The organism is Gordonia sp. NPDC127522 (assembly GCF_042672305.1).
In the GTDB taxonomy this organism is placed as follows: Bacteria; Actinomycetota; Actinomycetes; order Mycobacteriales; family Mycobacteriaceae; genus Gordonia; species Gordonia hongkongensis.
Genome location: NZ_JBHXVK010000003.1, coordinates 414,224 through 435,907 on the forward strand (window position 1 = coordinate 414,224; position 21,684 = coordinate 435,907).

Sequence of the window (21,684 nt, forward strand, 5' to 3'; positions counted from 1 at the left end):
GGCGCCGCCGTCGGACCGGGCTCGGCAGCATGGAACAATCGGTCACTGTGTTGCGCTGGATAACTGCCGGAGAATCCCACGGTCCCGCCCTGGTCGCCATCGTCGAGGGCATGGTGGCCGGTGTCGAGGTCACCTCGTCCGACATCGCCGGGCAACTGGCACGCCGCCGGCTCGGCTACGGCCGCGGTGCGCGGATGAAGTTCGAGGCCGACCAGGTCACCGTGCTCGGCGGGGTTCGCCACGGCCAGACCATGGGCGGCCCGGTCGCGATCGAGATCGGCAACACCGAGTGGCCCAAGTGGGAGACGGTCATGGCGGCCGACCCCGTGGATGCGGCCGAACTCGAGGGGAGCGCCCGAAACGCACCGCTGACGCGTCCTCGCCCGGGGCACGCCGACTACTCCGGCATGCTCAAGTACGGCTTCGACGACGCCCGTCCGGTGCTGGAGCGCGCGAGCGCCCGGGAGACCGCCGCGCGTGTCGCCGCGGGCACGGTCGCCCGCAACTTCCTCCGCCAGGTACTGGGCGTCGAGGTCATCTCCCATGTCATCTCCATCGGCGCGAGCGATCCCTACGTCGGGCCGCCGCCGCGGATCTCCGATCTGGAGGCGATCGACGCCAGCCCGGTCCGCGCCTTCGACGAGGCTGCCGAGAAATCCATGATCGCCGAGATCGAGGCGGCGAAGAAGGATGGCGACACCCTCGGCGGTGTGGTCGAGATCGTCGCCACGGGGGTGCCCGTCGGCCTCGGTTCGCACGTGAGCGGCGACACCCGCCTGGACGCCAAGCTGGCGGCCGCCCTGATGGGCATCCAGGCGATCAAGGGTGTGGAGGTCGGCGACGGCTTCACCACCGCCCGCCGGCGTGGCAGTGAGGCCCACGACGAGATGGTGCCCGGTGCCGACGGCGTCCTGCGATCGACCAACCGCGCGGGCGGACTCGAGGGCGGCATGACCAACGGCGAGGACCTGCGCGTCCGCATCGCGATGAAGCCGATCTCGACGGTGCCGCGTGCCCTGTCCACGATCGACATGTCGACCGGGGAGACGGCCAGCGCCATCCATCAGCGTTCCGACGTCTGTGCCGTGCCCGCGGCGGGCGTCGTCGCCGAGGCGATGGTCGCGCTCGTCGTGGCCCAGGCCGCTCTCGAGAAGTTCGGCGGCGACTCGGTGACCGAGACCGGCGCGAACCTCGCCGCCTACCGGGCTGCCGTCGACGCGCGTCCGCCCCGGGCATGACCCAGCCCCCGGTACCCCCGACCCCGACGCGTCCGACGACCGGTCGCCGCCCGGCGGCCGTACTGATCGGTTTCATGGGAGCCGGGAAGTCCACCGTCGGTCGCATGCTCGCCGACCGGCTCGGCGTCGACTTCATCGACACCGACATCGAACTCGTCCGACGCACCGGCCGCAGTATCCCGGAGATCTTCGAATCCGACGGTCTCGAGGGATTCCGGACGATCGAGGCGAACGTCGTCACCGATGTCCTGGACAACCACGGTGGGGTGGTGTCGCTCGGCGGCGGCGCGGTGACGACCGCCGGGATCCGCGAGGCATTGGCCGACCAGCGCGTCGTGTACCTGCGGGTGTCGCCCGAGCGCGGGTACGACCGCGTGTCGGGTACCGACCGTCCGCTCCTGGCGACGGCCGACCCCGCCGCTCGGTACGCCGAACTGCTCGCCGAGCGGACGCCCGTCTACGAGGCGGTGTGCACCTTCGACGTCGACGCCGACCCCGACCCCGACGCGGTGGCCGACGCCGTGGTCGTCCAACTCGCCCGTGAACTGATGTGAGGAAGCCGAGTATCACCGTGAACGAACAGGCAGCGAACGAACCCATCGCCATCCGGGTCAACGCCGGCGCACCGTACGACGTGACCATCGGCCGGGGACTCCTCGGTGAGGTGGCCGCGGCCGCGCAGGGCGCCGACCGCATCGCGATCCTGTATCAGCCGCCGCTGGCCAAGACCGCCGAACAGATCCGAGAGTATCTGGCGGACAAGGGGTTCGACGCCCATCGCGTCGAGATCCCCGACGCCGAGGCCGGCAAAGACCTGTCGGTCGCGTCGTTCTGCTGGGAGGTGTTCGGCCGGATCGGCCTCAAACGCAACGACAAGGTCATCAGCCTCGGCGGGGGAGCCGCCACCGACCTCGCCGGGTTCGTCGCGGCGACCTGGATGCGCGGCATCGGGGTCATCCACATCCCGACGACCCTGCTGGCGATGGTCGACGCCGCCGTGGGCGGCAAGACCGGCATCAACACCGAGGCGGGCAAGAACCTCGTCGGTTCGTTCCACGAACCCGACGCCGTCCTGATCGACACCGGCACGCTGGAGACCGTCCCGCGCAACGAGATCGTCGCCGGACTCGCCGAGGTTATCAAGACCGGGTTCATCGCCGATCCGACGATCCTCGACATCATCGAGGCCGACCCGGAGGCCGCTCTCGATCCGACGTCGCCGGTACTGCCCGACCTCATCCGGCGCTCGGTGCAGGTCAAGGCCGACGTGGTGTCGGCCGACCTGAAGGAGTCGTCGCTGCGCGAGATCCTCAACTACGGGCACACTCTCGGCCACGCGATCGAGCGCCGCGAGCGCTACCGCTGGCGTCACGGCGCGGCGGTGTCGGTGGGTCTCGTGTTCGCTGCCGAACTCTCGCGCCTGGCCGGCCGCCTCGACGACGCCACGGCGGATCGGCACAAGGCGATCCTGGATCTCGTGGGGCTGCCGACGACCTATGACCCGGATGCGTTCGCCGATCTCCTGCAAGGGATGGCGGGGGACAAGAAGAACCGTTCCGGCGTACTGCGTTTCGTCGTGCTCGACGGACTCGCCAAGCCGGGCCGGCTCGAAGGTCCCGACCCCGGTCTGATCGCCGCTGCCTACTCGGCGGTGGCGGGCGGCTCAGCGGAGAAGAGCACGTCGATCATGCTCTGAACCGGAGTCCTGGATGAAATCACTGCTTCCCAATCCGAAAAGCCCATAACCCCTGCTCCCTGAGGTGCGAGGAGCGCAAGCCGTCGGGACGAGCAAGCGACGGAGGAGCGCGTCGAGGTCGACGAGCCTCGAAGGGTCTTGGCGAGACGAGTTGCGAAGACCCTTCGTGACGCGCCCTCCGCAAGCTCCGGGCGCTCCTCAGGGAGCAGGGGCAGGTCGTTCTTTCGGATCAGGGGACTGAGCATTCGGCCACTCGCACGCGCGGTTCTTTCCTGAGCCTCAGCGAATGCGCTGGGTCGGCGCGTCGGCGTCGGCCTCGGTCCCGCCGTCGTGGCGATGCGAACGATCCTCGTGCACCGACCAGTCGTCGTCGGCTGCGCCCTTGTTCTGGTCGCGCCGGACGAGGAACCGGCCGATCGCCGCGCCGACGAAGGCCGGGACGAAGACGAGCAGTGCGGTGAACGACGCCCCGGCGATGAGCTCGATGAACAGGCTGGCCTGCCCGATGCCGGCCAGGACGACTGTGCCGAGGATCCAGGAGATCAGCCCGGCGAGGACGCCGGCGAGGACACCGGCTTGTAGCCAGCGCACGGTCAGATCCTCGTAGTCGTCGGGATCCGGGTTGGCGCGGGCGTCGCGGATGCCGTCGTAACCACCCCACACCAGGGCGATGAGCACGACGACCGCGATCGCGATGGTGCGCCAGATCGTCGAGTTCAGCGGCGCCTGCACCACGGCGAATCCCAGCAAGACGCGGGCGAGGACGTGAACCGCGGTCATCGTCAGACCGCGCACCAACCACGAAGACATGCGCGTCATCTTACGCACGGGGGTGGTGACAGCGGACACACCTGGTCGAAGTGGCCGGGTTTCGCGGGTCGGGCGGGTTCGCGCGGTTCGGGCGCCGGCCGTAGCGTGGCCAGGGTGCCGATCAACCATGACACCGCAGGCCGCCGCGCCCGGCTGCGAGCCGAGCTGCGTACCGCGGACGACCCGGTCTCGTTCCTCGTCGTCTCCGACCTCGTCAATGTCCGCTACCTGACCGGGTTCACCGGCTCCAACGCCGCCGTGCTGATCGACGTCGACGATCCGGCCGGCGACCGGATCGCCACCGACGGCCGGTATCTCACCCAGGTCGCCGCGCAGGTGCCCGACGTCGAGCCGATCATCGAACGCTCGGTAGCGCGCGCCCTTCTCGACCACGCCCGGGCCGCCGGGGCGGGTCGCGTCGGCTTCGAGGCCGACACCGAGACCGTGGCCGGGCACCGAGCGCTGTCCGCGGCTGTCGGGGACTCCGGGATCGAACTCGTCAGCACGACCGGTGTCGTGCAGAACCTGCGAGCGGTCAAGGAACCGGGGGAGATCGAGTTGCTCCGGGCGGCGTGCGCGATCGGGGATGCCGCACTGGCGCAGATCATCGCCGACGGCGTCCTGCGGGCCGGGACGACCGAGCGGCAGGTCGCGCGTGCCCTCGAGTGGGAGATGTATCGCCTCGGTGCCGACGGGATCGCGTTCGAGACCATCGTGGCCGCCGGCGCGCACTCGGCGATCCCGCATCACCGGCCCACCCACACGGCTCTGGCGGACGGCGATCTGGTCAAGATCGACTTCGGCTCGGTGGTCGGCGGGTATCACTCCGACATGACCAGGACCTTCGTCCTGAGGCGCGCGGCGTCGTGGCAGCGGGACCTCTACGAACTCGTCGCCACCGCACAGGCCGCCGGCCGCCGGGCCCTGACGCCAGGGGCCGACCTGCGGGCGGTCGACGCCGTGGCCCGCGACGTGATCGCCGACGCCGGCCACGGGGAGAACTACGTGCACGGTCTCGGTCACGGAGTGGGACTGGAGATCCACGAAGCGCCGGGAATCGGCAAACTCGCGGCGGGTACACTGCCATGCGGTGCTGCGGTCACCGTGGAGCCCGGTGTCTACCTACCCGGATGGGGTGGGGTCCGGATCGAGGACACATTGGTGGTCACCGACGGCGACCCCGACCTGCTGACCGCCACCGACAAGACATTCACCGTCATCTGACTGCAAGGGAACGAAAACCACATGGCATCCACCGCCGACTTCAAGAACGGCCTCGTGCTGCGCATGGACGACCAGCTCTGGCAGATCATGGAGTTCCAGCACGTCAAGCCGGGCAAGGGCCCCGCGTTCGTGCGCACCAAGATCAAGAACGTGCTGAGCGGCAAGACTGTCGACAAGACCTTCAACGCGGGCGTCAAGGTCGAGACCGCGACCGTCGACCGTCGCGACATGACCTTCCTCTACAACGACGGCACCGACTACGTGTTCATGGACGCGCAGGACTACGAGCAGTTCTCCCTGCCGCCGGCCACCGTCGGCGACGGCGCCCGCTTCCTGCTGGAGAACATGACCGTGCAGGTCTCGCTGAACGAGGGCAACCCGTTGTTCGTCGAACTGCCGGTCACGGTCGAGCTGATCGTCGCCCAGACCGATCCCGGACTCCAGGGCGACCGTTCCACCGGCGGCACCAAGCCCGCCACGCTGGAGACCGGCGCCGAGATCCAGGTTCCGCTGTTCATCAACACCGGTGACAAGCTCAAGGTCGATTCGCGCGACGGCAGCTATCTCGGCCGCGTCAACTCCTGACCTGTGAAACAACCCGGAACCCGACACAAGGCGCGGCGGCGCGCGGTGGACCTGCTCTTCGAGGCCGAGGCCAAGAAGGTCAGTCCCGCGCAGCTCGTCGCCGAACGTCGTGAATACGTCCGCTCGGACGAGAGCGTCGGCTCGATCCACGACTACACCGCGACCGTGATCCAGGGACTCGCCGAGGACCAGGGTCAGGTCGACGCGGTCATCTCGTCGTATCTGCGCGACTGGACCCTCGAACGCCTCCCGGCCGTCGACCGCGCCATCATGCGACTGGCGACGTGGGAGCTGTTCAACTCCCTCGACGTCGACACGATCGTGGTCGTCGACGAGGCGGTCGAACTGGCCAAAGAACTCTCGACCGACGACTCGCCGGCCTTCGTGAACGGCGTGCTGGCCAAGATCGCCGAGCTCGCGCCGCAGGTCCGCGCAGCGGCGTCCGCCGAACCCGGTGGGGCCACACCCGGACGGCCGGAGCCCAACTGATCCGCACCGGGTGTGGCGTACGTCGCGGGAATTCGTCGGCGTCGCCGCCCGGTGTAGAGTGTCGCGAGACAGACATCCTTTAACGATCCGTCCTGCGAGGCGGAGAAGGAGGTCGGCCTTGGCCAGCCCCGCTCCCAGGGTGCTGCTCGATGCCGCTGACGTGTCACGCACGATTGCCCGTGTCGCACACCAGGTCATCGAGAAGACTGCTCTGGACTCGCCCGACGCACCTCGCGTCGTCCTCATCGGAATCCCCACTCGCGGAACATCTCTCGCCACCCGGCTGGGTGCCAAGATCAGCGAGTTCGCGGGGGTCGACGTGCCGGTGGGTTATCTCGACATCACGCTCTACCGCGATGATCTGCGCGGAAAGCCGCACCGCCCGCTCGAGCGGACGATGGTGCCGGCCGGTGGCGTCGACAGCGCCATCGTGATCCTCGTCGACGATGTCCTCTACTCCGGACGGACGGTCCGTGCCGCGCTCGACGCACTGCGCGATCTCGGTCGCCCCGCGGCCGTGCAACTCGCGGTCCTCGTCGACCGTGGCCATCGCGAACTCCCGTTGCGCGCAGACTATGTCGGCAAGAACATCCCGACGGCGCGCGACGAGCAGGTCTCGGTCCACCTCGTCGAACACGACGGCATCGACGAGGTCGTCCTCGCTTCGGCGTCGAGTCCGGTTGCCGCGGAAAGTGATTCATGATGCGGCATCTGCTGTCGACGCAAGACCTCAGCCGTGACGATGCCACCGCCCTCCTCGACGACGCCGAACGTTTCGAGCAGGCCCTGACCGGGCGTGAGGTTCGCAAACTGCCGACGCTGCGCGGTCGGACGGTGATGACCGTGTTCTACGAGAACTCCACCCGCACCCGGGTCTCCTTCGAAGTCGCGGGCAAGTGGATGAGTGCCGACGTCATCAACGTCAGTGCTTCGAGTTCCTCTGCGGGCAAAGGGGAGTCGTTGCGCGACACGGCCAAGACCCTGCACGCGGCGGGCGCCGACGCGCTGATCGTCCGGCATCCGGCGTCGGGTGCGCCGGCCCAGATCGCCGACTGGACGACCACGCCCGACGGCGACGGTCCCGCGGTGATCAACGCCGGCGACGGAATGCACGAGCATCCCACGCAGGCGCTCCTCGACGCGCTGACCCTGCGACAGCGGCTCGGTTCGCTCGAGGGCAGGCGGATCGCGATCGTCGGCGACATCATCCACTCCCGCGTCGCTCGGTCGAACGCCCACCTGCTCTCGACGCTCGGCGCCGAGGTCGTCCTGGTGGCGCCCCCGACGCTGCTGCCGGTCGGGGTGGACCAGTGGCCGGTGAGCGTCTCGGGAAGTCTGGACGCCGAACTGCCGGCCGTCGACGCCGTCATGATGCTCCGCGTCCAGGCCGAACGCATGAACGGCGGGTTCTTCCCGAGTGCCCGCGAGTACTCGGTCCGCTTCGGGCTCAACGATCGTCGGATGGCGTTGCTGGCCGACGACGCCGTGGTCCTGCATCCCGGACCGATGTTGCGCGGCATGGAGATCGGTTACTCGGTGGCCGATTCGCCGAAGGCGACCGTGCTGGAACAGGTCCGCAACGGCGTGCACGTCCGCATGGCGGTTCTGTTCCGGCTGCTGGTCGGTTCCGATTCCGCGGGTGCCCACCTATGACCGCCCACGACATCGTGTCAGGAGATGTGAAGTGACCGCCCGCACCGGATCCGTTCTTCTCCGCGCCGTTCGTCCATACGGCGAGGGTGACCCGATCGACGTCCTCGTAGTCGACGGCATCATCAGCGAGATCGGCCACCAGGTCACCGCACCCGAGGACACCGACGTCCTCGACGGCAAGGGCGGCGTGCTGCTGCCGGGGTTCGTCGACCTCCACACCCACCTTCGGGAGCCGGGCCGCGAGGACACCGAGACCATCCGGTCGGGTTCGGCGGCCGCCGCGCTCGGCGGTTACACCGCGGTCTTCGCGATGGCCAACACCAGCCCGGTGGCCGACAACTCGACCGTCACCGACAACGTGTGGCGGTCCGGGCGTGAGGTCGGACTCGTCGACGTGTACCCGGTCGGCGCCGTGACCGTGGGTCTGGCCGGCAAGCAGCTCGCCGAGATGGGAATGATGGCCGCCGGTGCCGCCGGCGTTCGGATGTTCAGCGACGACGGCAAGTGCGTCGACGATCCGCTCCTGATGCGCCGCGCGCTCGAGTACGCGACCGGGCTCGGCGTCCTCATCGCACAGCACGCCGAGGAGCCGCGGCTGACCGTCGGTGCCGTCGCCAACGAGGGACCCACGGCCTCGCGTCTCGGTCTGGCGGGCTGGCCGCGTGCGGCCGAGGAGTCGATCGTCATCCGCGACGCCCTGCTCGCGCGCGACGCGGGGGCGCGCATCCACATCTGTCATGCCTCGACCGAGGGCACGGTCGAACTGCTGCGCTGGGCCAAGGACCAGGGGATCGCGATCACCGCAGAGGTGACGCCGCACCACCTGCTGCTCGACGACTCTGTTCTCGAAACCTACGACCCGGTCAACAAGGTGAATCCGCCGCTGCGCGAGGTCCGCGACAAAGAGGCATTGCGACAGGCGCTGGCCGAGGGGATCGTCGACTGTGTGGCAACCGACCACGCCCCGCACGCCGCGCAGGAGAAGTGCTGCGAGTTCGCCCAGGCCAAGCCCGGCATGCTCGGCCTGCAGACCGCACTGCCGATCATCGTCGAGACCCTCGTCAAGCCCGGCCTGCTGGACTGGCGCGGCGTCGCGCGTGTGATGAGCGAGCGGCCCGCGCAGATCGTCGAACTCACCGATCAGGGCCGTCCGATCGAGGTCGGCGAGCCGGCGAACCTGGCCGTCGTCGACCCGGACACGTCCTGGGTGGTGCACGGTCCCGAGCTGGCGAGCCTGTCGGCCAACACCCCGTTCGAGTCGATGACCATGCCCGCCACCGTCACCGCGACGGTGCTGCGCGGCGTGGTGACGGCCCACGACGGGCAGGTGACCCGATGACCGCGAGACCCAGGCGTGGACTGGTGCCGGCGATCCTCGGGGTGCTGGTGGTCGCCTCGGTGATCGCGTCGCTGCTCGGATACGGCAAAATCGTCTTCAACGCCTGGTTCATCGGCGTGGTCGCACTGCTCGCCCTCGGGGTGGCGTCGGTGTTCTACCTGCTGGCAACCGGGAATCGGAAGAAGACCGCGGCGCAGGCCGACGTGATCGGCACGCTTCCGACGATCCCCACCGAGCCGGGCGCGGTGCTCAGAGGTCCAGATACCGGCCTCTACCTCGGCAGTACCATCGCGCCGAGCTGGCAGAACCGGGTGACCGTCGGCGACATCGGCGACCGGGCGTCCTCGGTGCTGACCGAGTTCGAGACGGGCATCCTCATCGCGCGTCAGGGAGCCAGTGACCTCTGGATTCCCCGGGAATCGATCACCGCGGTCCGGACCGAACGCGGCATCGCGGGCAAGGTGATGACCGCCGACGGCGTCCTCGCCATCCGCTGGGTCCTGCCCAGCGGCACCGAGATCGACTCCGGGGTGCGCGCCGACGACAAAACGATCTACCCCGGCTGGGTGAACGCCTTCGCCGGGACGCATGACAGTGGACACGGGCCACAGGGACAAGGGGCACAGGAATGAACACAGCGGTCTTGGTGCTGGAGAACGGCCAGGTGTTCACCGGCCGGAGCTTCGGCGCAGTCGGCGAGACCCTTGGCGAGGCGGTGTTCTGCACCGCGATGACCGGCTATCAGGAAACCCTGACCGATCCGAGCTACCACCGGCAGATCGTGGTCGCCACGGCGCCGCAGATCGGCAACACCGGCTGGAACACCGAGGACGGCGAGAGCACGGGCAGCGCCGGGAGCACCGGAGTCGACGGTGACTCGGGCAAGATCTGGGTCGCGGGGTATGCGGTTCGCAACCCCACCCGACGCGTCTCCAACTGGCGCGCGACGACATCCCTCGAAGAGGAGCTGGACCGTCAGGGCATCGTAGGGATCGGCGGTATCGACACCCGCACCGTGGTGCGCATCCTCCGCGACCACGGTTCGATGAAGGCCGGGATCTTCTCCGGTCCGGCGCTCGCCGACACCGATGAACTCGTCGCCCGCGTGCGCAACCAGCCGGACATGAAGGGCGCCCGGCTTGCCGATGAGGTCACCACCGACAGCGGTTACGTGGTCGAACCCCTCGACCAGCACCGGTTCACGGTGGCCGCCATCGACCTGGGCATCAAGACCAATACGCCGCGAATGTTCGCCGAACGCGGCGTCCGCACCCACGTGCTGCCCGCGACCGTCGCGCTCGACGCCATCGCCGACCTCAAACCCGACGGGGTGTTCCTCTCGAACGGTCCCGGCGATCCGGCCATGGCCGACGACATCGTCGAACTCACCCGCGGCGTGCTCGGCCAGGACATCCCGCTGTTCGGCATCTGCTTCGGCAACCAGATCCTGGGCCGCGCGCTCGGCCGGTCGACCTACAAGATGAAGTTCGGTCACCGGGGCATCAACATCCCGGTCGTCGACCACGCCACCGGCAAGGTCTCGATCACCTCGCAGAATCACGGCTTCGCGCTCGAAGGCGAGGCGGGCGAGGAGTTCGACTCCGACTTCGGCCGCGCCCGGGTCAGCCATGTCTGCGCCAACGACGGCACCGTGGAGGGCGTCGAGCTGCTCTCCGGCCGCGCCTACTCGGTGCAGTACCACCCCGAGGCGGCCGCCGGTCCCCACGACGCCGCCTACCTGTTCGACAAGTTCGTCACCCTGCTCGAAGGGGACAAGTCCCAAGGAGCGAGTGCCTGATGCCGCGCCGCGAAGACATCAACCACGTCCTGGTCATCGGGTCCGGGCCGATCGTGATCGGTCAGGCCTGCGAGTTCGACTACTCCGGCACGCAGGCCTGCCGGGTCCTCAAGGCCGAGGGCCTGCGGGTCAGCCTGGTCAACTCGAACCCGGCCACGATCATGACCGATCCGGAGTTCGCCGACGCCACCTACATCGAGCCGATCACGGCCGAGTACGTGGAGAAGGTCATCGAGGCCGAGCGCGACGCCGGGCATCCCATCGATGCCGTGCTGGCGACCCTCGGCGGTCAGACCGCACTCAACACCGCTGTCGCACTGCACGATCGCGGCTCGCTGGAGAAGTACGGCATCGAGCTGATCGGCGCCGACTTCGACGCCATCCAGCGCGGCGAGGACCGGCAGATGTTCAAGGACATCGTCGAGAAGGTCGGCGGGGAGAGCGCGCGGTCCCGTGTCTGCCACACGATGGACGAGGTGCGGGACACGGTTGCCGAACTCGGGTTCCCGGTCGTCGTCCGGCCATCGTTCACCATGGGCGGTCTCGGCTCGGGAATGGCCTACGACGACGAGGACCTCGACCGGATCGCGGGCGGCGGTCTCGCCGCCTCCCCGACGGCGAACGTCCTCATCGAGGAGTCGATCCTCGGGTGGAAGGAATACGAGCTCGAGCTCATGCGCGACAACCGCGACAACGTGGTGGTCGTCTGCTCGATCGAGAACCTCGACCCGGTCGGCGTCCACACCGGCGACTCGGTGACCGTCGCCCCGGCGATGACGCTCACCGACCGCGAGTACCAGATCATGCGCGACCTCTCCATCGACATCCTGCGCGAGGTCGGCGTCGACACCGGCGGCTGCAACATCCAGTTCGCCCAGGACCCGCGCGATGGCCGCCTCGTCGTCATCGAGATGAATCCGCGTGTGTCACGGTCGTCGGCGCTCGCGTCGAAGGCCACCGGTTTCCCGATCGCCAAGATCGCCGCGAAGCTCGCCATCGGGTACAGCCTCGACGAGATCGTCAACGACATCACCAAGGAGACGCCGGCCTGCTTCGAGCCGACGCTCGACTACGTCGTGGTGAAGGCTCCGCGGTTCGCGTTCGAGAAGTTCCCGGGCGCCGACGACACGCTGACCACCACGATGAAGTCGGTGGGCGAGGCCATGAGCCTCGGTCGCAGCTTCGCCGAGGCACTCGGCAAGGTCATGCGGTCGCTGGAGACGAAGGCCGGCGGCTTCTGGGCCGAGCCCAACCGCCCCGACCCGGCGACCGTCGACCTGCCCGCACTGCTCGAGGACATCAAGACCCCGCGCGACGGCCGGTTGTACAAGTTGATGCTCGCCTTCGAGGCCGGCGCGACGATCGAGGACCTCTACGAGGCCACCGCGATCGATCCCTGGTTCCTCGCCGAGATCGGCGGGATCGCCGCGCTCGGAGCGGAGATCCGCGACGCCGACACACTGGACGAGCCGTTGCTGCGCGAGGCCAAGTCCACGGGCTTCTCCGACCGTCAGATCGCAGCTCTGCGTTCGGATTTCGCCGACGAGGCAGCCGTTCGCGCCCACCGGATCGGGCTGGGCGTGCGGCCGGTCTACAAGACCGTCGACACCTGCGCGGCCGAGTTCGAGGCGAAGACGCCGTACCACTACTCGAGCTACGAACTCGACCCCGGTGCGACCAGTGAGATCGCGCCCCAGACGGAGCGCCCCAAGGTCCTGATCCTCGGATCGGGCCCCAACCGCATCGGTCAGGGCATCGAGTTCGACTACTCGTGCGTGCACGCCGCATTGACCCTGTCCGACGCCGGATACGAGACCGTCATGGTCAACTGCAACCCGGAGACCGTGTCCACCGACTACGACACCGCCGACCGTCTCTACTTCGAGCCGCTGACGTTCGAGGACGTCCTCGAGGTCTACCACGCCGAATCGGAGTCGGGCACCGTCGAAGGTGTCATCGTCCAGCTCGGCGGCCAGACGCCGCTCGGTCTCGCGCACCGTCTGGAGGAGGCCGGGGTGCCGATCGTCGGCACCAGCCCGGCGGCCATCGACCTCGCCGAGGATCGCGGCGAGTTCGGCAAGGTGCTGACCGCCGCCGGGCTCCCGGCCCCGGCGTTCGGTACCGCGACGAGCTTCGACGAGGCCAGCGACACGGCCGCCCGCATCGGGTACCCGGTGCTCGTCCGGCCGTCGTACGTCCTCGGTGGACGCGGCATGGAGATCGTCTACGACGAGAAGTCCCTGGAGGACTACATCTCTCGCGCGACCGAGCTGACCCCGGACCACCCGGTACTGGTCGACCGGTTCCTCGAAGACGCGGTGGAGATCGACGTCGACGCCCTCTGCGACGGCGACGAGGTCTACATCGGCGGCGTGATGGAGCACATCGAAGAGGCCGGAATCCACTCCGGTGACTCGGCGTGCGCGTTGCCACCGGTCACTCTCGGCCGCGCCGACCTCGAGATGGTCCGGACCTCGACCGAGGCGCTGGCCAAGGGCATCGGCGTCAAGGGTCTGCTCAACGTCCAGTACGCGCTCAAGGACGACATCCTCTACGTTCTCGAGGCCAACCCCCGTGCGAGCCGCACGGTCCCGTTCGTCTCCAAGGCCACCGCCGTGCCCCTCGCCAAGGCGTGTGCGCGCGTCATGCTCGGCGCGTCGATCGCCGATCTGCGGGAGCAGGGCATCCTGCCCGCCACCGGCGACGGCGGAGAGGCTCCGGCGTCGGCGCCGATCTCGGTGAAGGAAGCGGTGCTGCCGTTCAACCGGTTCCGTCGCCATGACGGCAGCGGGGTCGACAACCTGCTGAGCCCCGAGATGAAGTCGACCGGTGAGGTCATGGGCATCGACGCCGACTTCGGTCGCGCATTCGCGAAGTCGCAGACCGCCGCCTACGGCTCGCTCCCGACCAGCGGCAAGATCTTCGTGTCGGTGGCCAACAAGGACAAGCGGGCGCTGATCTTCCCGGTGAAGCACCTCGCCGACCTGGGGTTCGACATCCTGGCCACCGAGGGAACCGCAGACGTGTTGCGCCGCAACGGGATCAAGTGCGAGACGGTGCGCAAGCACTTCGAGGCCGCCGAGGGGCAGCGCACGATCGTCGACATCATCCGCGCCGGCGAGGTGACGATGGTGATCAACACCCCGTATGGCAACTCGGGGCCCCGCGTCGACGGCTACGAGATCCGGAGCGCCGCGGTGTCGGTGAACATCCCGTGTATCACCACGGTGCAGGGTGCCTCGGCCGCCGTGCAGGGCATCGAGGCCGCGATGACCGGCGACATCGGGGTGCGGTCGCTGCAGAACCGGCACGCCGACCTGGCCGGCCGCTCGTGACGGACGCGTCCGGGTTCGGCGGCCGCTACACGAGGGCGGTCGCCGAGCGCGGGCGTCTGTGCGCCGGGATCGATCCCCACGCCGCGTTGCTCGAGGAGTGGGGCCTGTCGGTGGACATCGACGGGCTGTCGGCGTTCGCCGACATCTGCGTCGAGGCGCTGGGTCCGGTGGCAGCCGTCATCAAACCTCAGGTCGCGTTCTTCGAGCCGTTCGGGTCCGCGGGGTTCGCGGTACTGGAACGCGTCATCGCGGGCTGCCGCGAGGCGGGCGCCCTCGTCATCGCCGACGCCAAGCGCGGTGACATCGGTTCGACGATGGCCGCCTACGCGCAGGCCTGGTTGTCCGGGTCGTCGCCGCTGTGTGCCGACTCGGTCACCGCGTCTCCCTACCTGGGTTACGAATCCCTGCGCCCCGCACTGGATCTCGCGCGGACGGGGGAGCGCGGCGTCTTCGTGCTGGCGCGGACGTCGAACCCGGAGGGCGGCGAGCTCCAGCGGGCGCAGGTGGGGGAGCGGACGGTCGCGCAATCGATCGTCGACGCCGCGGCCGCCGAGAACACGGACGGGACCGCGACCGTCGGTCTGGTCGTCGGGGCGACACGTGAGCACGGGCTCGATCTCGCCGGCCTCCGCGGCCCGATCCTGGCCCCCGGGCTGGGTGCCCAGGGTGCGACGGCCGCCGACCTGCCGATCGTGTTCGACGGGGCCGACCCGGCCTGGGTGCTGCCCGCCAGTTCCCGCGGCGTGCTCCGAGCCGGGCCCGATGCCACCACCCTGCGCGACGCTTTCGTCCGCACCCGGGACGAGGTCGAGGCCGCGCTGGGCTGAGGTGCGGTCAGGAGTCGCGGGATCGGTAGACAACCGGCGGTCGCCAGCGCGTAGCCCGCTCCGGCGACTGCCACGACTCGGCTCACGACGTTCCGCTGTTCGTTCGCCGGAGAACCGGTGGTGTCACTGTTTGGTCTGGGGACAGACGCTCGTCGCGCCCCAGAACAGGGTTGCCGTCGGTTTCGATCACCGCGTCGTATCCCCAGCGGATCGTCTGAACGGGGTCCGGTCCGTGGAAGAAGATGTACCAGCCGTCGGAACCGCCACGATCGGGGTCGCTGCTGACGAACCCGGCGAAGCAGATACCGCTGGTTCCGGCGTAGACGTTCACGTCCTCGCTCTGGTTGTGGTCTCCGATTTTGAGAAGTCGGTCCCAACCGTCATGCCGCCAGCCGGCGCTGCGCGCGATGTCGTCGAGGGTCGGTGAGGTGTTCGTCGCGGCAGCGAATCCCTCTGCGGCCCCGATGAATGCCTCGGAAGAGCCCAATGGCTCTGCAGTGCTGTCGAGGTCGAAATGTCGCGTGCATTCGACCTGGGGGTCGTCGCCGACGCGCGGTATCGCGAGACAACCGGTCGTCGCAGCGCAGAGGGATGCCATCGCAAATGTCAGCAAACAGCGCCAGGGGCGGTGGAGTCTTGAGTTCTTCATCTCAGCGTCCGGGCATCTGAAGCGGTATGTCTGTCTTCAATGCGATACCCGTGCGGTGCTTCTCGACGTTGTCGCTCCACTCGATCTTTCCGTTCGTGTCGAGGACCAGGGTGCGGCCGTCGGCCACCGCTCGGTCCACGAGGTCTGCGAGTTCCTCCGGAGTCGCGTCTGTGTTCTCCGTGGCGATTCGTCGTCCTAGCTCGTTGTTGTAGAGATCCATCGCTTCGCGATGGGCCGGATTGCCGCCCAGGCCCTCATGAGCGGTGGCAAATCGCTCGGTCCAGTCCTTGCCGAACCGATCAGTCATCAGAGCATTCCAGTACGTATGTCGGAAGGCGTCACCGTGTCCGTCGGCTTGGGATCTCTTGGAGTCTCCGGCATTGGGATGTCGTTGCTGTGAAACGGCATCCGCCTTCGACTGGATCTGGAAGAAGTCGTAGACCGCTCGCCAACCCGTCACCGGTGTCGCCCCCATCTCGGCGAGCATGGTGACTTCCTCGGGCGTCATGAGGGTGGGCTTGAACGTGGGATCGAACCTGCGGATCGTGTCGAGCAGGTCGCCCGACGGCCACAGGCGTGCTCCGCCCTTGGATGCGTCGACCTGATACTCGCGGAGGATCTCGGCGAGCCGGGGATCGGAGTGGTGACCGGCCGCTCCTGCTTTCACGGAGTCGGGGAGTTTCTCGAGGATCCGTCGCAACCCTTCGGACCCGACCTTGTCGATCTCCTCGATGCGCCGTAGAGAACCGCGGATCTCCTTGGTGAGGTAGCTCTCCAGTGACTCCTTCTGCACGATCTTGACCTGGTAGGCCAACTTCCAGGTCTTCAGCCATTCGAGGTTCGACCTGGTCGAGTAGACCTCCCCGTCACCGGCGACGGCCAGGTCGAACTCCGAGCCGAGTGCCTCGGCCTTCTTCGACCTCACGTTCGCGATCTCGCCTTCCATCGAGGCCAAGAGTGAATCGAACTTCCCGGCCAGCGACTCGATCACGGTGGCACTGCGATCGGCAGCATCCGCGTGGGCGTTCGACGACTCCCGGGCGTCCCGTCCGCCGTCACTGCGCCAGTACTCCAGTGAGCCGTCGAAGGTCGTGGCAGCTGCTCTGGCAGTACCCCTCAAGTCGGCGGACTTCGACGTCAACCGACCGCTGACCGTCTTCGCGCTGCCGAAGTCCCACCCCAGCACCTTCTCGACGGTGTACGCGAATTCATCCGACACCGCTCAGCCTCCCGGCGTAGTCGGTACGGCGGCAGTGGACTCGATCCCGGCTGCGCCATGGCGGTCGGAGTTCTCGTAGGACTCAGCCGCCCGCATGCACAGGTCGGCATAACCTCGGTACCTGTCGGCATGGTGGTCTATCACCTTGTTCAGAGCTTTCGCCGCATCCCTGAGGTTCGCGGCGAGCTCGTTGCCCCCGGCACCACTGGAGGCGTCGACCCCGCCGTCGAGCGGCGCGAGTCTGCGTACCGTTCCGTCGACCGCACGCATCTTCTCGCCCAGTTCGCGCACCCGCGCCGGAACCACCTTCATCAACCGCCCCCGATCAGCTACTTCCCCGAAAGTCAGATCATGCTAGCCGCGTGCACCGACGACGGCGGTCAGCTGTCCCCAAGGAGGCCGTGGGGCTGCCCGCGACACGCGCGGTGCCTCGATCCGATCCCAGAATTTCCGGTCACATCACTGGTGTCACACGCGTCTCAGTCGAGGGACGTCCGGGCGGGAGGTCGTTCGCTTTGCTATCGACCACCTTGTCGCACGATGGTGCGCTGACCTGCGAGAATGCTACGAAACACGTAGTCAGCGCGGTGGGGGAGGCGCTGAATCGGTGCTGTGCTCCCGTGAACGCACACGAGGCCCTACAACATGAGAAAACGCCCCGAAAACGGGGGGTCGCACTCGCAAATGCCTGCTCACGTGGGTACGGTCGCATTCGCCGCCAACATTTTGATGGCGTCGGCCGGGTGCAGACCCGGCTGACAGGCCGGCGATGGCGATCCAGCCGCGGTCGCACGGCAACAGAGCCTCGGACGCCCCCGGGCGAACGATGCAGTCCCACTCGAGAACGAAAGACGGAGGAACCCCGTGGCCCTTCCCCAGTTGACCGATGAGCAGCGCGCCGCTGCGTTGGAGAAGGCAGCTGCCGCTCGTCGCGTCCGCGCGGAGCTCAAGGAGCGCCTCAAGCGCGGTGGCACCGATCTCCAGCAGGTGCTCAAGGATGCCGAGAACGACGAGATCCTGGGCAAGATGAAGGTCTCGGCCCTGCTCGAGGCCCTGCCCAAGGTCGGCAAGGTCAAGGCGCAGGAGATCATGACCGAGCTCGAGATCGCCCCGACCCGCCGCCTGCGTGGTCTCGGCGACCGTCAGCGCAAGGCTCTGCTCGAGAAGTTCAGCTCCTGAGCGTGAGCAACCGAACCGGATACGGCAGCGGAACGAACCCGTGGACGCGGCGGTGAACCACCGCCCGGACCACGAGGGAACCGGACGCACGAGGGGTCGACTGATCGTTTTGGTCGGCCCCTCGGCCGTCGGCAAGTCCACCGTGGTCGCGAGGGTCTGCGCCGCGGTACCCGATGTCTACTTCAGCGTCTCGGCGACAACCCGGGACCCACGGCCCGGCGAGGTCGACGGCCGCGACTACCACTTCGTGTCCGCGGGCGACTTCGACAAGATGATCGCTGCCGACGAACTCCTGGAATGGGCCGAGATCCACGGCGGGCTGCAGCGTTCGGGCACCCCCATCGCCCCCGTGCTCGCCGCTCTGGAGGCCGGCAAACCGGTTCTGGTCGAGGTCGACCTGGTCGGTGCGCGCAACGTGGTGGCCCGGCTCCCCGAGGCGATCACCGTCTTCCTCGCGCCGCCCAGCTGGGACGAACTCGTCTCCCGCCTGACCGGGCGGGCCACCGAGACGCCACAGGCGATCGAGCGCCGACTGGCCACCGCGCGCACCGAGATGGCCGCGCAGGACGAGTTCGACCACGTCATCGTGAACAGCGAAGTCGACCGCGCCGTCGATGAGTTGGTATCCTTGCTGGTCGGACCTGAACAGCCGGCCGCATCCGCGACCTGACCGGCACTTTCCGACACCCAGACCTCGACGCAGGAGTTCGTGTGAGCACCCCGACCAATTTCGACATCACCGAGATCGCCGACGCACCGGCCTACGACACGCCGCTGGGGATCACCAATCCGCCGATCGATGATCTCCTCGACCGCGCGTCGTCGAAGTACGCACTCGTCATCTACGCAGCCAAGCGTGCGCGCCAGATCAACGACTACTACAACCAGCTCGGCGACGGCATCCTCGAGTACGTCGGCCCGCTGGTCGAGCCCGGCCTCCAGGAGAAGCCGCTCTCGATCGCGATGCGTGAGATCCACTCCGACCTGCTCGAGCACACCGAGGGCGAATAGTCGTCGTCGGTGATGACCAAACCGACCGGAACCCGGCGCCGCATCCTGATCGGCGTCGGCGGCGGGATCGCGGCCTACAAGGTCTGCTCGGTGATCCGACACTTCACCGAGTCCGGTCATGACGTCCGCGTCGTGCCGACCCCGGCTGCTCTGGAGTTCGTCGGCAAGGCGACCTTCGAGGCGCTGAGCGGTAACCCCGTCTCCACGACCGTGTTCGACGACGTCGACGAGGTCGCCCACGTCCGGCTCGGGCAGGGTGCGGACCTCGTGGTCATCGCCCCGGCCACCGCCGACCTCATGGCCCGCGCCGCACAGGGCCGTGCCGACGACCTGCTGACCGCATCGCTGCTGACCGTGCGGTGCCCGGTGCTGTTCGTGCCCGCGATGCACACCGAGATGTGGGAACACCCCGCCACGCAGGCAAACATCGCAACGCTGCGGTCGCACGGCTCGGTCGTGATGACACCCGCGTCGGGCCGTCTCACCGGCACCGACTCGGGCCGCGGTCGTCTGCCGGATCCTCAGGAGATCGCCCTGGTGGGCGAGCTGTTGCTCGATCGCGCCGACGCACTCCCGTACGACCTCCACGGCGTCCGCGTCCTCATCAGTGCCGGCGGCACCCGGGAACCGCTGGACCCGGTCCGCTATCTCGGCAACCACAGCTCCGGCAAGCAGGGCTTCGCGCTGGCCCGCGCCGCGGCCCAACGCGGCGCGAGCGTCACCGTCGTCGCCGGGTCCACTGCCGACCCGGGTGACCCGGCCGGGGTCACCATAGTGCGGATCTCCACCGCCGAGCAGCTCGCCGACGAGATGACCAAGCGCGCGGCCGACGCCGATGTCGTGATCATGGCCGCCGCGGTCGCCGACTTCCGACCCGTCGCGGTCGCCGAGTCGAAGATCAAGAAGGGCGACGAGGGGCCGGCGCCGATCCACCTCACCACCAATCCCGACATCTTGCGCGGACTCGTCACCGCACGCGACGAGGGCCGCATTCCCACTGCCACCGTGATCGTCGGGTTCGCCGCCGAGACCGGCGACGAGACCGGCGGTGTCCTCGACCACGGCCGCGCCAAGCTCGCCCGCAAGGGCTGCGACCTCCTCGTCGTCAACGCCGTCGGCGACGGCAAGGCCTTCGGGACCGAGGACAACACCGGCTGGTTGCTCGCCGCCAACGGCGACGAGACCGCCTTGCCCTTCGGGTCGAAAACACTCATGTCGAGTCGGATACTTGACGAAGTGCGGCAACTGGTGCCTGATGGTCGAGGAACTCGACCGACCGATTAGGTTGGAAACATCCCCGGCCAGTCGGACTGGCCGACACCGCCAGCGGCGCGGCGACCATCGACGCGCGTAGATCTCGAGAGGATCTGATGACCACCTCGTCACGCCTGTTCACGAGCGAATCCGTCACCGAGGGACACCCCGACAAGATCTGTGACGCGATCAGCGACTCGATTCTCGACGCCATCCTCACCGACGATCCGAAGGCGCGTGTCGCGGTCGAGACCCTCGTGACGACCGGACAGGTGCACGTCGCCGGCGAGGTCACGACCACCGCCTACGCCGACATCCCCAAGATCGTTCGCGACAAGGTCCTGGAGATCGGGTACGACTCGTCGACCAAGGGCTTCGACGGCGCATCGTGCGGCGTGAACGTCGCCATAGGTGCGCAGTCCCCGGACATCGCGGGTGGCGTCTTCAACTCGCACGAGAGCCGCAGCGGCATCTCGGAGGACGAGATCGACAGCCAGGGTGCCGGCGATCAGGGCCTCATGTTCGGCTACGCCACCAACGAGACCCCGGAACTCATGCCGGTTCCCATCGCGCTGGCCCACCGCCTGTCGCGGCGCCTCACCGAGGTGCGCAAGAACGGCACGCTGCCGTACCTGCGCCCCGACGGCAAGACGCAGGTCACCATCGAATACGACGGTGACACCCCGGTCCGCCTCGACACCGTGGTCCTGTCGACGCAGCATGCCGCCGACATCGACCTCGACAATCTCCTCGCGCCGGACATCAAGAAGCAGGTCGTCGACGCGGTGCTCGCCGAGATCGATCTGCCCACCCTCGACACCACCGACTACCGTCTGCTGGTCAACCCGACCGGCAAGTTCGTCCTCGGCGGCCCGATGGGTGACGCCGGCCTGACCGGCCGCAAGATCATCGTCGACACCTACGGCGGCATGGCCCGTCACGGCGGCGGCGCGTTCTCCGGCAAGGACCCGTCGAAGGTCGACCGCAGCGCGGCCTACGCGATGCGCTGGGTGGCGAAGAACGCCGTGGCCGCGGGACTGGCGAACCGCATCGAGGTCCAGGTCGCCTACGCGATCGGCAAGGCCGCACCGGTCGGCCTGTTCGTCGAGACGTTCGGCACCGAGAACGTCGATCCGGCCGTCATCGAGCGGGTCATCACCGAGAACTTCGACCTGCGTCCGCTCGCGATCATCCGCGACCTCGACCTGCTGCGCCCGATCTACGCACCGACCGCCGCGTACGGCCACTTCGGTCGTACCGACGTCGACCTGCCGTGGGAGCGGACCGACCGCGCGGAGAAGCTGCGGGCCGCCGCGGGTCTGTAGACCCTCCGCGGAAGTACTCTCACTGACACCCAAAGGAGCACGGGTCCCGGCCG

At 68.3% G+C, this 21,684-nt stretch carries 22 protein-coding genes; 18 read left to right on the forward strand and 4 right to left on the reverse strand.

Going from position 1 to position 21,684, the window contains the following annotated elements; translation table 11 throughout:
• The first annotated feature begins 29 nt into the window (after nt 1-29).
• From aroC to aroB, 3 genes are read left to right on the forward strand one after another with little or no spacing between them, the layout of a single operon-like run.
• On the forward strand, nt 30-1,238 hold the full coding sequence (gene aroC, locus ACFVHY_RS09455) for a chorismate synthase (RefSeq protein ID WP_390271185.1): 1,209 nt from the start codon (nt 30-32) through the stop codon (nt 1,236-1,238).
• Nucleotides 1,235-1,792 (forward strand): shikimate kinase, encoded by a 558-nt coding sequence (locus tag ACFVHY_RS09460; protein ID WP_390271188.1) that lies wholly within the window; start codon nt 1,235-1,237, stop codon nt 1,790-1,792. Before aroC ends, ACFVHY_RS09460 begins: the two co-directional genes overlap by 4 nt.
• 17 nt (nt 1,793-1,809) lie before the next feature.
• Entirely contained in the window at nt 1,810-2,934 is a 1,125-nt protein-coding gene (aroB, locus tag ACFVHY_RS09465; RefSeq protein WP_390271191.1) for a 3-dehydroquinate synthase, read from the forward strand.
• 279 nt (nt 2,935-3,213) lie between these two features.
• On the opposite strand, the gene ACFVHY_RS09470 is transcribed toward aroB, so the two are convergent.
• The gene (locus ACFVHY_RS09470; RefSeq protein ID WP_390271194.1) at nt 3,214-3,744 is read right to left on the reverse strand and encodes a B-4DMT family transporter; all 531 of its coding nucleotides are present in this window, start codon (nt 3,742-3,744) and stop codon (nt 3,214-3,216) included.
• Nucleotides 3,745-3,858: 114 nt separating this feature from the next.
• Here ACFVHY_RS09470 and ACFVHY_RS09475 point away from each other — a divergent pair, with 114 nt between their 5' ends.
• From ACFVHY_RS09475 to pyrF, 10 genes are all read left to right on the forward strand, one after another.
• Nucleotides 3,859-4,968 carry a M24 family metallopeptidase gene (locus tag ACFVHY_RS09475; RefSeq protein WP_390271197.1) on the forward strand — a complete coding sequence of 370 codons (1,110 nt, stop codon included), beginning with the start codon at nt 3,859-3,861 and terminating at the stop codon, nt 4,966-4,968.
• Between the two features lie 21 nt (nt 4,969-4,989).
• On the forward strand, nt 4,990-5,553 hold the full coding sequence (gene efp, locus ACFVHY_RS09480) for an elongation factor P (RefSeq protein ID WP_058250342.1): 564 nt from the start codon (nt 4,990-4,992) through the stop codon (nt 5,551-5,553).
• Between the two features lie 3 nt (nt 5,554-5,556).
• The gene (gene nusB / locus ACFVHY_RS09485) at nt 5,557-6,042 is read left to right on the forward strand and encodes a transcription antitermination factor NusB (RefSeq protein ID WP_390271200.1); all 486 of its coding nucleotides are present in this window, start codon (nt 5,557-5,559) and stop codon (nt 6,040-6,042) included.
• 118 nt (nt 6,043-6,160) lie between these two features.
• Nucleotides 6,161-6,745, forward strand: a complete 585-nt coding sequence (gene pyrR / locus ACFVHY_RS09490) for a bifunctional pyr operon transcriptional regulator/uracil phosphoribosyltransferase PyrR (RefSeq protein WP_390271203.1) — start codon at nt 6,161-6,163, stop codon at nt 6,743-6,745.
• Entirely contained in the window at nt 6,745-7,695 is a 951-nt protein-coding gene (locus ACFVHY_RS09495) for an aspartate carbamoyltransferase catalytic subunit (protein ID WP_390271509.1), read from the forward strand. Before pyrR ends, ACFVHY_RS09495 begins: the two co-directional genes overlap by 1 nt.
• A 31-nt stretch (nt 7,696-7,726) precedes the next feature.
• A complete protein-coding gene (locus ACFVHY_RS09500) occupies nt 7,727-9,034 on the forward strand; it encodes a dihydroorotase (protein WP_390271206.1) in 1,308 nt (435 codons plus the stop codon).
• Nucleotides 9,031-9,666, forward strand: coding sequence for a hypothetical protein (locus tag ACFVHY_RS09505; RefSeq protein ID WP_390271209.1), 636 nt, complete (start codon nt 9,031-9,033; stop codon nt 9,664-9,666). The genes ACFVHY_RS09500 and ACFVHY_RS09505 overlap by 4 nt, the downstream gene beginning before the upstream one ends.
• Entirely contained in the window at nt 9,663-10,832 is a 1,170-nt protein-coding gene (gene carA / locus ACFVHY_RS09510; RefSeq protein ID WP_390271212.1) for a glutamine-hydrolyzing carbamoyl-phosphate synthase small subunit, read from the forward strand. Before ACFVHY_RS09505 ends, carA begins: the two co-directional genes overlap by 4 nt.
• The gene (gene carB / locus ACFVHY_RS09515) at nt 10,832-14,167 is read left to right on the forward strand and encodes a carbamoyl-phosphate synthase large subunit (protein ID WP_390271215.1); all 3,336 of its coding nucleotides are present in this window, start codon (nt 10,832-10,834) and stop codon (nt 14,165-14,167) included. The genes carA and carB overlap by 1 nt, the downstream gene beginning before the upstream one ends.
• The gene (pyrF, locus tag ACFVHY_RS09520; protein WP_390271218.1) at nt 14,164-14,994 is read left to right on the forward strand and encodes an orotidine-5'-phosphate decarboxylase; all 831 of its coding nucleotides are present in this window, start codon (nt 14,164-14,166) and stop codon (nt 14,992-14,994) included. Before carB ends, pyrF begins: the two co-directional genes overlap by 4 nt.
• A gap of 82 nt (nt 14,995-15,076) precedes the next feature.
• Here the strand turns inward: pyrF and ACFVHY_RS09525 are convergent, their stop codons facing one another.
• The 3 genes from ACFVHY_RS09525 to ACFVHY_RS09535 are packed head-to-tail and all read right to left on the reverse strand — an operon-like array spanning nt 15,077 to nt 17,174.
• On the reverse strand, nt 15,077-15,592 hold the full coding sequence (locus tag ACFVHY_RS09525; protein ID WP_390271220.1) for a hypothetical protein: 516 nt from the start codon (nt 15,590-15,592) through the stop codon (nt 15,077-15,079).
• A 52-nt stretch (nt 15,593-15,644) separates the two neighbouring features.
• Nucleotides 15,645-16,862 carry a DUF6973 domain-containing protein gene (locus ACFVHY_RS09530; protein ID WP_390271223.1) on the reverse strand — a complete coding sequence of 406 codons (1,218 nt, stop codon included), beginning with the start codon at nt 16,860-16,862 and terminating at the stop codon, nt 15,645-15,647.
• Nucleotides 16,863-16,865: 3 nt separating this feature from the next.
• On the reverse strand, nt 16,866-17,174 hold the full coding sequence (locus ACFVHY_RS09535; protein WP_390271226.1) for a type VII secretion target: 309 nt from the start codon (nt 17,172-17,174) through the stop codon (nt 16,866-16,868).
• Between the two features lie 552 nt (nt 17,175-17,726).
• On the opposite strand from ACFVHY_RS09535, the gene mihF reads away from it, so the two are divergent.
• The 5 genes from mihF (at nt 17,727) to metK (ending at nt 21,631) form a co-directional block, all read left to right on the forward strand.
• Nucleotides 17,727-18,041, forward strand: coding sequence for an integration host factor, actinobacterial type (gene mihF, locus ACFVHY_RS09540; RefSeq protein ID WP_004021989.1), 315 nt, complete (start codon nt 17,727-17,729; stop codon nt 18,039-18,041).
• 40 nt (nt 18,042-18,081) lie between these two features.
• Nucleotides 18,082-18,711, forward strand: coding sequence for a guanylate kinase (gene gmk, locus ACFVHY_RS09545; RefSeq protein WP_390271230.1), 630 nt, complete (start codon nt 18,082-18,084; stop codon nt 18,709-18,711).
• A 41-nt stretch (nt 18,712-18,752) separates the two neighbouring features.
• Entirely contained in the window at nt 18,753-19,052 is a 300-nt protein-coding gene (gene rpoZ, locus ACFVHY_RS09550) for a DNA-directed RNA polymerase subunit omega (RefSeq protein WP_004021987.1), read from the forward strand.
• Nucleotides 19,053-19,064: 12 nt separating this feature from the next.
• Nucleotides 19,065-20,336, forward strand: a complete 1,272-nt coding sequence (gene coaBC, locus ACFVHY_RS09555; RefSeq protein WP_390271511.1) for a bifunctional phosphopantothenoylcysteine decarboxylase/phosphopantothenate--cysteine ligase CoaBC — start codon at nt 19,065-19,067, stop codon at nt 20,334-20,336.
• 86 nt (nt 20,337-20,422) lie between these two features.
• Nucleotides 20,423-21,631 carry a methionine adenosyltransferase gene (gene metK / locus ACFVHY_RS09560; protein ID WP_165630127.1) on the forward strand — a complete coding sequence of 403 codons (1,209 nt, stop codon included), beginning with the start codon at nt 20,423-20,425 and terminating at the stop codon, nt 21,629-21,631.
• Nucleotides 21,632-21,684 lie beyond the last annotated feature (53 nt).

Excerpts from the sequence above, each read along its gene's own strand:
- aroC (WP_390271185.1), top strand. The coding sequence starts at position 30 with ATGGAACAATCGGTCACTGTGTTGCGCTGGATAACTGCCGGAGAATCC.
- ACFVHY_RS09460 (WP_390271188.1), top strand. The coding sequence starts at position 1,235 with ATGACCCAGCCCCCGGTACCCCCGACCCCGACGCGTCCGACGACCGGT.
- ACFVHY_RS09470 (WP_390271194.1), bottom strand. The coding sequence starts at position 3,744 with ATGTCTTCGTGGTTGGTGCGCGGTCTGACGATGACCGCGGTTCACGTC.
- efp (WP_058250342.1), top strand. The coding sequence starts at position 4,990 with ATGGCATCCACCGCCGACTTCAAGAACGGCCTCGTGCTGCGCATGGAC.
- ACFVHY_RS09495 (WP_390271509.1), top strand. The coding sequence starts at position 6,745 with ATGCGGCATCTGCTGTCGACGCAAGACCTCAGCCGTGACGATGCCACC.
- ACFVHY_RS09505 (WP_390271209.1), top strand. The coding sequence starts at position 9,031 with ATGACCGCGAGACCCAGGCGTGGACTGGTGCCGGCGATCCTCGGGGTG.
- carA (WP_390271212.1), top strand. The coding sequence starts at position 9,663 with ATGAACACAGCGGTCTTGGTGCTGGAGAACGGCCAGGTGTTCACCGGC.
- carB (WP_390271215.1), top strand. The coding sequence starts at position 10,832 with ATGCCGCGCCGCGAAGACATCAACCACGTCCTGGTCATCGGGTCCGGG.
- ACFVHY_RS09525 (WP_390271220.1), bottom strand. The coding sequence starts at position 15,592 with ATGGCATCCCTCTGCGCTGCGACGACCGGTTGTCTCGCGATACCGCGC.
- ACFVHY_RS09535 (WP_390271226.1), bottom strand. The coding sequence starts at position 17,174 with ATGAAGGTGGTTCCGGCGCGGGTGCGCGAACTGGGCGAGAAGATGCGT.
- coaBC (WP_390271511.1), top strand. The coding sequence starts at position 19,065 with ATGACCAAACCGACCGGAACCCGGCGCCGCATCCTGATCGGCGTCGGC.
- metK (WP_165630127.1), top strand. The coding sequence starts at position 20,423 with ATGACCACCTCGTCACGCCTGTTCACGAGCGAATCCGTCACCGAGGGA.